The 12,882-nt window shown below is 70.0% G+C and carries 14 protein-coding genes; 1 reads left to right on the top strand and 13 read right to left on the bottom strand.

Annotated features, from left to right (window positions below; genetic code table 11):
- Window positions 1-92 precede the first annotated feature (92 nt).
- Window positions 93-518, top strand: coding sequence for a pyridoxamine 5'-phosphate oxidase family protein (locus tag ACVN90_RS20310; protein WP_475100008.1), 426 nt, complete (start codon window positions 93-95; stop codon window positions 516-518).
- On the opposite strand, the gene ACVN90_RS20315 is transcribed toward ACVN90_RS20310, so the two are convergent.
- The 13 genes from ACVN90_RS20315 to ACVN90_RS20375 all read right to left on the bottom strand — a co-directional run bounded on the left by ACVN90_RS20315 (window position 499) and on the right by ACVN90_RS20375 (window position 12,859).
- Window positions 499-1,389, bottom strand: a complete 891-nt coding sequence (locus tag ACVN90_RS20315) for a carbohydrate kinase family protein (protein ID WP_475100009.1) — start codon at window positions 1,387-1,389, stop codon at window positions 499-501. The genes ACVN90_RS20310 and ACVN90_RS20315 overlap by 20 nt on opposite strands.
- A gap of 83 nt (window positions 1,390-1,472) precedes the next feature.
- The gene (locus tag ACVN90_RS20320) at window positions 1,473-3,227 is read right to left on the bottom strand and encodes a glycoside hydrolase family 35 protein (protein WP_475100010.1); all 1,755 of its coding nucleotides are present in this window, start codon (window positions 3,225-3,227) and stop codon (window positions 1,473-1,475) included.
- Window positions 3,224-3,886 carry a bifunctional 4-hydroxy-2-oxoglutarate aldolase/2-dehydro-3-deoxy-phosphogluconate aldolase gene (locus ACVN90_RS20325; RefSeq protein WP_475100011.1) on the bottom strand — a complete coding sequence of 221 codons (663 nt, stop codon included), beginning with the start codon at window positions 3,884-3,886 and terminating at the stop codon, window positions 3,224-3,226. Before ACVN90_RS20325 ends, ACVN90_RS20320 begins: the two co-directional genes overlap by 4 nt.
- Before the next feature lie 112 nt (window positions 3,887-3,998).
- Window positions 3,999-4,904, bottom strand: coding sequence for a sugar kinase (locus ACVN90_RS20330; RefSeq protein ID WP_475100012.1), 906 nt, complete (start codon window positions 4,902-4,904; stop codon window positions 3,999-4,001).
- Between the two features lie 13 nt (window positions 4,905-4,917).
- A complete protein-coding gene (locus ACVN90_RS20335; protein WP_475100013.1) occupies window positions 4,918-5,073 on the bottom strand; it encodes a hypothetical protein in 156 nt (51 codons plus the stop codon).
- Window positions 5,070-5,915 carry a 5-dehydro-4-deoxy-D-glucuronate isomerase gene (gene kduI / locus ACVN90_RS20340; RefSeq protein WP_475100014.1) on the bottom strand — a complete coding sequence of 282 codons (846 nt, stop codon included), beginning with the start codon at window positions 5,913-5,915 and terminating at the stop codon, window positions 5,070-5,072. The genes ACVN90_RS20335 and kduI overlap by 4 nt, the downstream gene beginning before the upstream one ends.
- A 36-nt stretch (window positions 5,916-5,951) precedes the next feature.
- On the bottom strand, window positions 5,952-6,716 hold the full coding sequence (gene kduD / locus ACVN90_RS20345) for a 2-dehydro-3-deoxy-D-gluconate 5-dehydrogenase KduD (RefSeq protein ID WP_475100015.1): 765 nt from the start codon (window positions 6,714-6,716) through the stop codon (window positions 5,952-5,954).
- Window positions 6,713-7,582 (bottom strand): fumarylacetoacetate hydrolase family protein, encoded by an 870-nt coding sequence (locus tag ACVN90_RS20350; RefSeq protein WP_475100016.1) that lies wholly within the window; start codon window positions 7,580-7,582, stop codon window positions 6,713-6,715. The genes kduD and ACVN90_RS20350 overlap by 4 nt, the downstream gene beginning before the upstream one ends.
- Entirely contained in the window at window positions 7,579-8,763 is a 1,185-nt protein-coding gene (locus tag ACVN90_RS20355; protein ID WP_475100017.1) for a glycoside hydrolase family 88 protein, read from the bottom strand. The genes ACVN90_RS20350 and ACVN90_RS20355 overlap by 4 nt, the downstream gene beginning before the upstream one ends.
- A 46-nt stretch (window positions 8,764-8,809) precedes the next feature.
- A complete protein-coding gene (locus ACVN90_RS20360; protein WP_475100018.1) occupies window positions 8,810-9,517 on the bottom strand; it encodes a ferredoxin-NADPH reductase in 708 nt (235 codons plus the stop codon).
- A gap of 4 nt (window positions 9,518-9,521) precedes the next feature.
- A complete protein-coding gene (locus tag ACVN90_RS20365) occupies window positions 9,522-10,484 on the bottom strand; it encodes a carbohydrate ABC transporter permease (RefSeq protein ID WP_475100019.1) in 963 nt (320 codons plus the stop codon).
- A complete protein-coding gene (locus ACVN90_RS20370) occupies window positions 10,484-11,422 on the bottom strand; it encodes a carbohydrate ABC transporter permease (protein ID WP_475100020.1) in 939 nt (312 codons plus the stop codon). Before ACVN90_RS20370 ends, ACVN90_RS20365 begins: the two co-directional genes overlap by 1 nt.
- Window positions 11,423-11,557: 135 nt before the next feature.
- Window positions 11,558-12,859: an ABC transporter substrate-binding protein gene (locus ACVN90_RS20375; protein ID WP_475100021.1), complete on the bottom strand. Its 1,302-nt coding sequence runs from the start codon at window positions 12,857-12,859 to the stop codon at window positions 11,558-11,560.
- Between the last annotated feature and the right edge of the window lie 23 nt (window positions 12,860-12,882).

Consider the following 12,882-nt stretch of genomic DNA (forward strand, 5'->3'; position numbering starts at 1 on the left):
TCAACACGAGCTTCTGAACCAGCGTCGCGGCGCAGCATCCGCTGCTCTGCGAGTCGATGCCGCGGCCGCGCTCCCTGCCGTACTGTGAGCGGATGGCGTTCGATCCCAGCGACGTTCCCGCATTCGTGGCCTTCGTGCGCTCCGAAGCGCAGGGCGTCGTCGCGACCGTCACACCGTCGGGAGCACCCGAGGCCGCGCTCGTCGGGATCGCCGCACTCGACGACGGCACGCTCGTGTTCGACACACTGGTCGGCTCGCGCAAGGCGTACAACCTCCGCCACGATCACCGCATCGCCGTCGTCATCGGAACGGACGGCGCGGTGTCGGCGCAGATCGACGGCTTCGGCACGATCGTGCACGGCACACTCCGCGAGGAGTACGGCGGCGCCTACAACGCGCAGTTCCCCGGTTCCCGCGCACTCGACCCGGACTTCGCGGTCGTCGTGGTGCGCCCCGCGTGGGTGCGGGTGTACGACGCCTCGACGAGCCCCGCGAAGATCACCGAAGCGCGCTGGTGACCCCACCGGGCGCGACCGCCGGATGCAGGTGCTCGGATGAGAGGGCCACGACCGCCTGACGGGCGCCGGCCGCGAGGCATCCGTCCAGTCCGTCACCGGTGAGCGAGGCGGCGAGGAACCCGGCGAAGAACGCGTCGCCGGCGCCGTTCGTGTCGACGACATCGACCGCGACGGCATCGACCGCCACGCGCTCCCCTGACGCGGCGAGCGCGACGGCGCCCCGCGAGCCGAGGGTGCACACGGCAAGCCGCGGACCACGGTCGAGGCAGCTCTGCATGAGCGCCCACGGATCGTCGGTCGCATCGTCGTTCATGAAGGCGACATCGGCGGCGCGCAGGAACGGCTCGTGGAACTCCGCCGCGCCGTCGTAGTCGTGAAGGTCGGTCCAGATCGGGGCTCCCATGGCACCGGCGAGCCGGCGCTGCACCAGAGCCGCACCCATCTCGCTGAGGTCGACCACCGCGATGTCCGCGTCGGCGAGGGAGGCCTCGACGTGGTCTATCGTTTCGACGGACGCCGTCGAGGGCGTCGCGAGGTAGAGGCTCACGCGCTCCCCTGCCGCTGTCATCAGGTTCGCGTGGCGTTCGGTGCGCTCCGAGGCGTAGGCCGCGACCGGGACGCCGGCCGTTTCGAGCGCGGCCGACACGCGGCGCCCGTCCTCGTCGGTTCCCAGCAACGCGTGGAGGGTCACGTCGACGCCACGGTCGGCGAGGTGCAGCGCCTTGCCGGCCGACGTCCCGCCGAGCGTGTGCAGGTCGCCGAGCGCGAACTGCATGTGCGGCACCGGCTCGGGAAGGCGGTCGAGGAGGATGACATGGTTCCACGAGGCGGGTCCGCACACGGCGACCCGGGCGTCAGAGACGAGCGGCATCCGCCCAGTCAACCAGCCGCAGCACGATCGTCAGGCTGCTGCGACGCGGTCACCGCGGTCGTTCCCACGACGGGCGCACCCCGCTACTCCTCGAGCGGGCCGAGGTCCGGCTCGGCGACGAAGCGCACGACCGCCTCGGTCACGCGATCCAGTTCGACCACCACAACCATGTTCTCCCCCACGTTCAGCGCGGCGGCGGGCACGTAAAGCGTCCGCTGCGGACCGCTCGACCAGTAGCGTCCGAGCAGGAACCCATTGACCAGCGCGAAGCCCTTGCCCCATCCCGCGGTGTCGAGGAACAGGTCGGCCGGCTCCTCGATCACGAACGTACCGCGCAGCACGAACGGGGCGACGACGCCGGCCTCTGCAGCCGCGGCGGTCGCAGCATCCATCGCCGAAGCACCCAGAGCGGCGACGTCGATGGGCGTCGCGGTCCACCCGGTGAGGGGCTCACCCGCGAGCGTCACCGGACCGATCAGCCCCTTGGACTCGCCCAGGCGCACGTCGTAGTTGACGCGGCCCTGCTCCTCCACGAGCACACGCAGCCGGCGGCCGGCCGGCACGCCAAGAGCGTCCTCGTGACGCGTGCGCGACAGCGTACCGACCGACGCCCCGTCGACCGACACCCACGCGTGGTCGCGCACCTCACCGAAGCGCAGCACTCCCCCGCGGCCGTCGAGGTCTGCTTCGTAGGCGACGAGGGCGCTGAGGTGCCCGAGTTCCTCGAACGTCGGCGGGGCTTCGTGACGGGAGACGGATGCTGCGCCCCCGGCGTCGACGCGCTCCAGCGCGACGTCGAACACCGGCGCCGGGCCGCTGGCAGCGGGCACCTCGTCGGGCACCGGTGCGTACTTGGCGAGCACGTCGCGGAAGGCGAAGTACTTCTCGGTCGGATCGCCGCGCTCGTCGAGCGGCGCGTCGTAGTCGTACGACGTCACGATCGGCAGGTAGCGGCCCTTGTCGTTCGCGCCGTTCGTGAGCCCGAAGTTGGTGCCGCCGTGGAACATGTAGAAGTTCACCGACGCCCCGGCGGCAAGAAGCGCGTCGAGCTCGGCAGCCGACGCAGCGGCGGGCGTCGTGTGGTGGGTGTTGCCCCACCAGTCGAACCAGCCGTCCCAGAACTCGGCGCACATGAGCGGCCCCGTCGGCTGGTGCCGGCGCAGGGTGGCGAGGCGCTCGGCCGCACGCGAGCCGAACGAACCCGTGAGGTGCACACCCTCGACGCTGCCGTCGCTGAGCATCTGGTCGGTCGGCTGGTCGATCGTCGTGAGCGGCACGGTGATGCCGGCGTCCTTCGTCACCTGCACGAGGTGCTCGAGGTACGCGGTGTCGCTGGCGTAGGCGCCGTATTCGTTCTCGATCTGCACAAGGATGACTGGTCCACCGCGGTCGATCTGGCGCGGCGCGACGATCTCGTACACGCGGTCGAGGTACGCCGTGACCTCGGCGAGGTACAGCGGCTCCGAGCGACGGAGCCCGACACCCTCGAGTCCGGTCAGCCAGACGGGCAGTCCCCCGTTGTGCCATTCGGCGCAGATGTACGGCCCGGGCCGCACGATCGCGTGCATTCCCTCGGCGGCGACGAGGTCGAGGAACGCTCCCAGGTCGTTCCAGCCGGTCGCGTCCCACTCGCCGCGCACCGGCTCGTGGGCGTTCCACGCGACGTAGGTCTCGATGGTGTTCAGGCCCATGAGTTTCGCCTTGCGGATGCGATCCGCCCACTGCCCGGGGTGCACCCGGAAGTAGTGCAGCGCCCCGGCGAGCACCCGGAAGGGCTCCCCGTCGAGGAGGAAGTCCGTCTCACCGATCGCGAACGACCGCGCCGTGACCTGCGTCATCGAGCCGAGCCCGTGCGGGCGTGGAGCACCGCGGCGAGGCGCTCGAGCTGTGACGCGTCTTCGAGGGCCGAGCCGACGGCGGCGACGCGCACCCCGGCGTCGAGGAACTCGTCGACGTTCGACGCGTCGAGTCCTCCGGTCGCGACGAACTTCACCTGCGGGAATGGGCCGCGGATGTGCTTGAACCAGCCGCTGCCCAGCCACGTCGCGGGGAACGCCTTGAGCCACGTCAGCCCGAGCGAGACGGCGAGCTGAACCTCGCTGGGGGTCGCGACGCCGGGGAGGATCGGGATGCCGGCATCCTGCGCCGCACGCACCACGACCGGGTCGAGCCCCGGCGAGACGAGGTACACCGCGCCGGCGTCGGCGGCCCGCGTCACCTGCTCGGGCGTGATGATGGTGCCGGCGCCGACGCTCTTGCCGCGGGCCTTCGCGGCCTCGACGACAGCACGCAGGGCCTGCTCGTCCTCGTCGGTCTGCAACGGCACCTCGACGGAGTCGATGCCGAGGTCCCACGCCGTCTCGGAGAGGCGCACCGAGCGCTCGACGCCCATGCCGCGAAGGATCGCCATGAGCGGTGCCCCGGCGAAGGCGCTGTCGAACCAGGCGGCCTGGGTGGCAGCATCCGTGCCGCTCGTCTGGGGAGTGTGAGAGGTCATGGGGCGGTCCTTCGTGCGTCGGGTTCAGCTGGCTTGTCGGGATGGGGGCGCACCGCGCGCGTGCGGGGCGCGTCGCGTGCGCCCCGACGGTTCGGAGCGCGCCCCGAACCCGTCAGGTCGGGAGGTCGGCGGTCGGAGCAGGCTCGTCGATCGAGTCGGTGGTGGTCTGCAGGGTGCGGGCGGCGCGCGCGTGACCCGCACGCAGGCGATCGGGTACGGCGTCGCCCGCGAGGCGGCCCGCGAGGTAGCCGCCGGCGAACGCGTCGCCGGCGCCGACCGGCTCCACGACCTCGACCACGAGCGCGGGCTCGAACACCACGTCGCCGCCGACGAACGCGGTCGCGCCGATGTCGCCGTCCTTGACGATGAGCTCGGCGACGTCCGGCAGCAGGGCGCGCACGTCGGCCGCGGTCGCCGTGCCCCACAGCGTCTCGGCCTCGTCGCGGCCGACGAGCACGATGTCGGCGCTGCGAGCGAGCTCGAGCAGCGCCGGGGCGGCAGTCGCGGCATCCCACAGCGGCGCGCGGTGGTTGACGTCGAACGACACCGGCACGCCGTGCTCCCGGGCCCGGGCGATGACCCGCGACAGGAAGGCGGCGGCGGATGCTGAGATCGCGGCTGTGATGCCGGAGACATGGAGCAGATCCACGTCAGCGAACGACACGTCGTCGGCGTCGGCCTCCGACAGGTGCGCCGCGGCGGAGCCCCGGCGGTAGTAGAGGACGCCGTTGCCGGGATCCTTCACGTACAGCCCGGTCGGGTGGGCGTCGTCGAACACGACGCGCGAGACGTCGACGCCGCGCGCGGTGAGCTGGCGCGCGATACGGCGCCCGAGGGCATCTTCGCCCAGTCGGCTGAACCACACGGCGCGATGCCCGAGCGCCGCCACATGCGCGGCGACGTTCGACTCCGCTCCCCCGGCGTCCAGCAGGAACGCTTCGGCGTCGGCGACCGGCGCGGCGACGACGGGCGTCACCATCGCCATCGTCTCGCCGATCGCGAGCAGAGTCCGGGGCACTCCGCCAGCGTAGTCAGGCCGCAGCATCCGTCGCCCTTCCCGGCGTGATCGCGCGAAACTCGGAGATCTGCCCGAACTCGGATCGATGCGCCGCATCCGTCCGAGTTTCGCCGGATCTCCGATTCTCGGCGGCCGCCGGCGCAGCGCCGGCGGCGTCGAATCGCGTCATCGCAGGTCGGTGACGGGGGCGGCGTCCATGTCGTCGAACGCCTGGTTCTCGCCCGCCATCGCCCAGATGAACGTGTAGGCCGACGTGCCGACGCCGGAGTGCAGCGACCACGAGGGCGAGATGACGGCCTGGCGGTCGGCGATCACGAGGTGACGCGTCTCTTCGCGCTCGCCCATGAGGTGGATGACGCGGGCGTCCTCGGGCAGGTCGAAGTACAGGTAGCACTCGGTGCGGCGGTCGTGGGTGTGCGCCGGCATGGTGTTCCACATCGAGCCCGGGTGCAGCTCGGTGACGCCCATCACGATCTGGCAGCTCTTCACGCCGTTCTCGTGGATGTACTGGTTGAGCGTGCGGCGGTTCGAGGTCAGCTGGTCGCCGAGCTCGCGTACGGTGCCTTCGCCGGGCGACACGAGCGCCGACGGGTACGCGGTGTGGGCGGGAGCCGAGAAGAGGTAGAACTGCGCCCCCGTCTCACCGGAAGCGTCCGCGAACGACACGTCCTTGATGCCACGGCCGAGGTACAGGCACGCGCCCTTGACGAGCGTGTAGACCTCGCCATCGGCGGTGACCGTGCCGGTGCCGCCGACGTTGATGATGCCGACCTCGCGGTGCTCGAGGAAGTAGTCGCTGCGGATCTCGGGGTAGCCGCCGAGTTCCAGCACGGTGCCGGCGGGCACGGCGCCGCCGAGCACGATGCGGTCGTGGTGCGTGTACGTCAGGCGGATCTCGCCCGGCACGAAGACGTCGGGGATGAGGTACGTGTCGCGCAGGTCCTGCGTCGTCATGCCCGGGATCTGGGCGGGGTTGGTCGCGTAGCGCTGCGGGATGTGCGTCTCGGTCACGAGGTCTCTCCTGGTTCTGCGTGGGGTGCGTAAGGGTCAGCGGACGAGCCAGCCGCCGTCGACGGGGATGACGGCGCCGGTCACGTAGGCGGCGGCGTCCGAGGCGAGGAAGACGAAGACGCCTTGGAGATCGGATGCTGCGCCCCAGCGTCCTGCGGGGATGCGCGACAGGATCGACGCGGCGCGGTCCTCGTCGGCCCGCAGCGGTGCGGTGTTGTCGGTCGCCATGTAGCCGGGTGCGACCGCGTTGACGGTGACGCCCGCTGCCGCCCACTCGTTCGCGAGGGCCTTCGTGAGTCCGGCGACGGCGTGCTTGGACGCAGTGTATGCCGGAACGAGAATGCCACCCTGGAACGACAGCATCGACGCGACGTTGATGATGCGGCCGCTCCCCTGCGCGAGCATGTGGCGGCCCGCCGCCTGCGACAGGTGGAACACCGCGTCGAGGTTGATCGAGAGCACGTCGTCCCAGTCGCCGGCCGGGTACTCGGCGGCCGGCGCCCGGCGGATGGTGCCGGCGTTGTTCACGAGGATGTCGAATCCGCCGAGCTCGGCGATGACCTCGTCCACGGCCGAGGAGAGCTCCTCCGGGGTGGCGGAGACGAGGTCGCGCTGCACGCGGTGCACCCGGCGGCCGGTCGCCTCGATGAGTTCGGCGGTGGCCGAGGCATCCCCGCGATCGAGCAGCGCGACGTCGGCACCGGCCTCGGCGAGGGCGACGGCCGCGCCCTGGCCCAGCCCACGGCTGGACCCGGTGACGAGCGCGACCTTGCCGTCGAGGCGGAACGAATCGAGGATCATGCGGCGGACTCCTGGCTTGCGGTGAAACGGGTGGTGAGCTCGCCGAGGCCGGAGATGCGGACGGTGACCGCGTCGCCGTCGGCGAGCGGACGGTGCGCGTCCTGCGCGGCGGGCAGCTTCTGCGGCGTCCCGGTCGAGACGATGTCGCCCGGCTCGAGGGTCAGCACCTGGCTGAGGTGATGGATGACGTACGCCACGCTGAAGATCGTGGTCGACGTCGACTGCGACACCGTGACGACCCCGTCGCGCACGACCTCGACGAGGAGATCCTGCGGGTCGGGCGCCTCGTCGGGCGTGACGACCCACGGCCCCAGCGGCGCGAACCCGTCGGAGCACTTGCCCAGCGCCCATTGGCTCTGCCGGCGCTGCCACGCGCGGTCCGACACATCGTTGAGGATGGTGTAGCCGCCGACGTGGTCGAGGGCGTCCTCGAGCGACACGCGCTGGGCGCGGCGGCCGATGACCACCGCGACCTCGCCCTCGTAATCGACGTCGGTCGCTCCGGGCGGGATGACCACCGCGTCGTTCGGGCCTGCCAGCGTGTTCGACGTCTTGACGAAGACGTCCGGGTACTCAGGGTCGTTCGCCGTCGGATCGATACCGTCCGGCACGTGCCCGCGGTAGTTGTACCCGAGGCAGAGGATCTTGCCCGGCACGACCGGTGCCAAGAGCGCCGACGCGTCGAGCACCGGCAGGGAATCCACCTCGGCCGACGCCGCCGCGGCCTCCGCGGCGGCCAGGGCCGCCGCATCCGCCAGCACCTCCGTCACCGAACCGGCGATCCCGCCCAGGTCGAGCACCCGATCGCCCGCGACGACCGCAGCCGGCCGGGCGCCGTCCGAACCCGCGTAGGTGACGAGCCTCACCAGTACTTCCTCCACTCCGGACGCGCCACGCGCATCAGAGCCTCGAGGTAGAAGTAGTCGCCCCAGAGGGTGCCCTCGTCGACGCCGTTGTCCTTCGGCAGGTCGTACACCGAGTGCAGGATCAGCGCGTCCGAGTCCTCGGCGTTCACCGGCGTGTAGTTCGCGATGAGCGACGCCAGGATCGAGTGGGCGCGGGCGGTCCACTCGGCGGCGGCCGCAGCATCCGTCTCGACCTTCGCGAGCTCGAGGAGCCCGCACACCGCGATCGCGGCGGCGGAGCTGTCGCGCGGGGCGTCGCTGCCGTCGGTGTAGACGAGGTCCCAGAAGGGCACTTCGTCGGCCGGCAGATGGCGCAGGAAGTATTCCGTGCAGCGACGGGATGCCTCGAGCAGGCGCTCGTCGCCGGTCACCGCGTAGTTCATCGCGAAGCCGTAGATGCCCCACGCCTGACCACGTGCCCAGCACGATTCGTCGGCCGCGCCCTGCTCGGTGCCCCCGCGGAGCGCCTCACCTGTCTCGGCGTCCCAGTAGAAGGTGTGGAACGTCGAGTCGTCGGGGCGGAGGATGTGCTCGCGCAGCTGCGCGGTGTGGCGCACGACGGCGTCGGCGAAGCGCTCCTCGCCGGTCTGCTCGTGAGCCCATGTCAGCAGCGGCATATTCATGAGGCTGTCGATGATCGTGCGGCCGCGCTGCGCGGGGTCCGAGAGGTCGCCCCACGCCTGGATGATGCCCGCGGGCTCGAGGAACCGGCGCATCAGGTGGTCGGCGGCCAGCAGCGACGCGTCGCGGGCCTTCGGGTCGCCGACCAGACGCCACGCCGCGACCGTCGACAGCGTGTAGAGGAACCCGAGGTCGTGGGTGTCGAGGTCCTCCTCCGCGCGCACGCGCCGCTCGAAGTCGGCCGCGTCGACCCGTGCCGCCTCGCGGTAGTCCTCGTCGCCCGAGAGCTCCCACGCGAGCCACAGCATGCCCGTGCGGAAGCTCGTGGTCCAGCCGCGGTTCCCGCCGCGCGGGATGTTCCCGTCAGCCGGACGCAGCTCGTAGCGGTCGTCCACCGTCGTGTCGTCGGGGTACGAGCCCCCGAAGGTCGCGATGTTGCGCCGGATCGTCGACAGCGCGGCGGCGATGGCCGCCTCGGTCGTGGTCTCGGTGGTGCCCGCAGCGGGCGAGGTGGACGTCATGGAGAGATTCCTTCTGAGGTATATACGGAGAACGGATGCCGCGGGCTCAGGCCTGCGCGGCGGCCTTCTCGTCGAGATCGAGCACGGGGCGGAGCGTGAAGCGGGAGTTGGTCCACGCGAAGAAGAGGGCGGCGGAGGCCGTGAGCCCCAGCCCGAGCGCGGGCGCGGTGGCGAACACGGCGACTTGCGCCGCCAAGGCGGCCAGCGACGCGGCCGTGAGGTACCAGCGGCGCAGGCTCAGGTAGAGGCTGGCCCGCAGCACGTCGCGGAGCCGTGCGGCCGGCACCTCCGCGATCGCGACCAGCCCGACGAGCCCGACCGCGATCGCGAGTAGTGCCAGCACGCCGAGCAGGGGCACCGTGAACACGGCGACGGCCGTGGTCGACAGCATCCGCACATCCACGAGCAGCACCACGATGACGGCCGTGACCGCCGCGCCGATGAGGAGCGCGCGGCGCCAAGTGGCCCGCAGCCCCGCGACGAACGCGCGGATCGGGCCGAGCCCGCCGCCTTGGTGCTCGCGGAACGCGCGGAACGCGGCGGCGAGTCCGGGGGCGGCGAGCGGCGCTGCGACGGCGAGCGCCGGCCAGGAGTACAGCGGGTCGGTCGTGACGAGCAGCGCCACGAGGGGCAGCGACGTGACCACCAGCAGCAGGTTCACGATGAGCCCGAGGTAGATCATCCCGATGAGGGACGCCCACGTCTCATGCGACACCAGGCCACTGAGCTTGTTGAAACCACCGGGCTTCTTCATGGCCTCAGCCCTTCAGACCGCTCGTCGCGATGCCCTCGATGAAGTACTTCTGGCCGAGCAGGAAGATGACAGCGATCGGGATGACCGAGATCGTCAGGCCCGCGAACAGCAGCGCATAGTTGGTGTCGTAGAGGTTCGAGACGAATCCCTTGAGGCCGAGCTGGATCGTCCACAGGTCGGGGTTGCGCAGGTAGATGAGCGGCCCGAGGTAGTCGTTCCACGTGTTGACGAACGTCAGCAGGGTCAGCGAGGCGAGCGCGGGGATCGACAGCGGCAGCATGATCCTGCGCCAGATCGCGTACTCGCTGAGGCCGTCGAGCCGCGCCGCCTCGGAGAGCTCCTCCGGGATCGTCTCGTAGAACTGCTTCATCAGGAACACGCCGAACGCGCCGAACGCCTGCAGCAGGATGATCGACCACAGCGTGTTCGACACCTTGAGATTCGACAGCAGGATGAACTGCGGGATCATGTACGACTGCCACGGCACGGCGATCGTGCCGACGTACAGCAGGAACAGCACGTCGCGACCGCGGAAGCGCATGCGCGCGAAGCCGTAGGCGGCGAACGAGCCGGTCAGCACCTGCAGGAACGTGACCACCACGGCCAGGAACAGCGTGTTGCGGATCCAGACGAGCATGTTCGACTCGGTCCAGATGTCGATGTAGTTCTGCCACACCCACGTCTCGGGGAGCCACTTCACCGGCACCGAGAACACCTCGTTGGCCGACTTGAACGAGCTCAGCACCATCCAGACGAACGGCGTCAGGAGCCCGATCGCGAAGATGACCAGTCCGACGTACATCGCGATGCGCGCGATGCGGCGACCGGGCGTCATCTTCTCCGTGGGGATCTCGGGCTGAGGAACAGGGGCCTCTTCGGCGAGCCTGCGCAGTCCGCGGCGGGCACCGGCGGGCGCGGTGAAGTCGGAGACCAGGAGCTCAGCATCCTTTTCGATCTGCTCGGCCATCAGCTGCTCCGCTTCTTGTTCCACAGGAACTGGAGGATCGTCACGATGATGCACATGAAGAAGAGCACGACGGCTGCCGCTGACGCGTAGCCGAACTGGCTCTCCTCGAAGCCCTTGCGGTAGATGAACTGGGACATGACGAGGGTGGACTGACCCGGGCCGCCGTCGGTCATGACGAGGATCAGGTCGAAGATCTTGAACGAGTTGATCGTGAGCATCACCGTGACGAAGAACATCGTCGGACGCAGGCACGGGAGGGTCACGTTGACGAACCGCTGCCAGATGTTGGCGCCGTCCATGCGCGCCGCCTCGTGCAGTTCGCGCGGCACCGTCTGCAGGCCCGCCAGGAACAGGATCATGTAGTAGCCCATGTCGCGCCACGTCGAGACGATGACGACGGCGGGCATCGCCCACTCCGGCGAGGTGAGCCATCCGGGCGGGTTCTGGATGCCGATGAAGCGGAGGAACTCGTTGATCGGGCCGTACTCGGGGCTGAAGAGCAGGTTCCACACCACCGCGATCGCGACGATCGAGGTGATGTAGGGGAAGAATGCGGCGGTGCGGAAGAATGCGACTCCGCGGAGCTTGTTGTTCAGCAGCAGTGCCAGACCCAGCGCGACGACGATCGTCAGCGGAATGTGCAGCACCGAGTAGTACAGGGTGTTGAACACCGCGATCTGGAAGCTGCCGTCGCCCATGAGGCGCTGGAAGTTGGCGAGGCCGACCCAGTTCGCCGTGCCGAAGACGTTCCAGTTCGTGAACGACATGTAGAACAGCACGACGATCGGGACGAGGGTGAGCAGCCCGAAGCCGATGAAGTTGGGAAGGATGAAGCTCCACCCGATGAGGGTGTTGCGCAGCCGCAGCCGCGAGCGCCTGCGGCGCGCGGGGGGCGGCGCTGCCGCGGTGCCGGTCTCGTCGGCGGTGATGGTCGCCATGGCGGACCTCCGGGGTGCAGATGGTGGTGCGGTGACCGGCCCGCCCGCAGGAGCGGACCGGTCACCGGGTTCAGATTTCGGCGGATCCTCCGCCGGTCGCGTCAGCCCTCAGGGCCTCGGCGTGAAGGGATGAGGTCAGCCGACCTCGTTGGCGACGCGGTCCTGCGCCTCCTTGATCGCGTCGGAGACGCTCTTGGAGCCCGACATGATCGCGGTGTGCATGTCGCCGAGGATGCCCTGGATCGCCGCAGCCTTGTTCGACGTCGGGTTCTCGGGGTGCACCTCGTGGGTCGAGTACGCGAACTTCGAGAGGTCGTCGGTGGGAGCACCGTCGACGGAGAAGTACGTCTCGACGACCGGGTCGGTCAGCAGCGCCGGCGTGATGCCGATGCCGGCCAGGATCTGCGCGCCCTCTTCGCCCGCGGCGAAGGCGAGGAAGTCCTTCGCGGCCTGGACCTTGGAGTCGTCGATGGCGGCGTTGATGCCGAAGCCCGTCGGGTCGCCGAAGGTCACCGGGGTGTTGTCGAGACCGGCGGTCGACGAGTCGACCTGCGGAATCGGCGCGATGCCCCACTCGAAGTCGTCGGCGTCACCCGAAGCCTGCTGCGCGATCAGCGTCGCGACGAACCACGTGCCCATCTGCAGCATCGCGGCGTTCTGCTTGCCGAACTCGCCCTGGTAGGTCAGCTGGTTGGCCTTCGCCGTGTTGAAGTCGACCTGGTCGCCCGCGTCCTGCAGAGCGAGCACGTTGTCGTAGAAGGGCTCCATGTAGTCGTACTCGCCCTCGAGGATGTCGCCGGGAGCCTGCGCGTTGGCGAAGCCCTGAACCGTCGACTGCCAGTTGTGCAGGTACGCGGCCTTGGCGGCACTGCCGGCGCCGGCGAGGCCCGAGTTCAGCGCGTCGGCGGCGTCGGCGTAGTCGTCCCACGTCCACGAGCCGTCGGGGTACTCGACACCCGCCTGGTCGAACAGGGCCTTGTTGTAGTACAGGACCCACGAGTCGTTGCGGTAGGGCACCGCGTACGCGGTGCCGTCGACCTCGTACGACTTGGCGCCGCTGATGCCGTCGGGCAGCTCGACGTCCGACACGTCGAGGAGCTGGCCGCCCTCGACGAACGTCGGGACGAACTTGACCTCCTTCTGCGTGATGATGTCGGGGCCCGAGCCGGCAGCGAGGTCGGCGGTGAGCAGGGTGTTGTACTCGGCCGCGTCGTAGCCCTTGAGCTCGATGGTGACGTCGGGGTTCTCCTCGTGGAACGCGTCGGCGAGCGCCTGGAACTCCGGCGTCGTGTCGAGGCTCCAGCCCGAGAGGGTGAGCGTGACCGGACCCGACGACTCCTCGGGCGCGGCCGCGTCGTCGCCGCCGCCGCTGCAACCGGCGAGAGCGAGCGTTGCGACCACGGCGATGCCGGCCGCGGCAGCGTATGAGCGCTTCATTCTGGGGGTACTCCTTTGTGATT

Source organism: Microbacterium sp. F01, assembly GCF_056156365.1.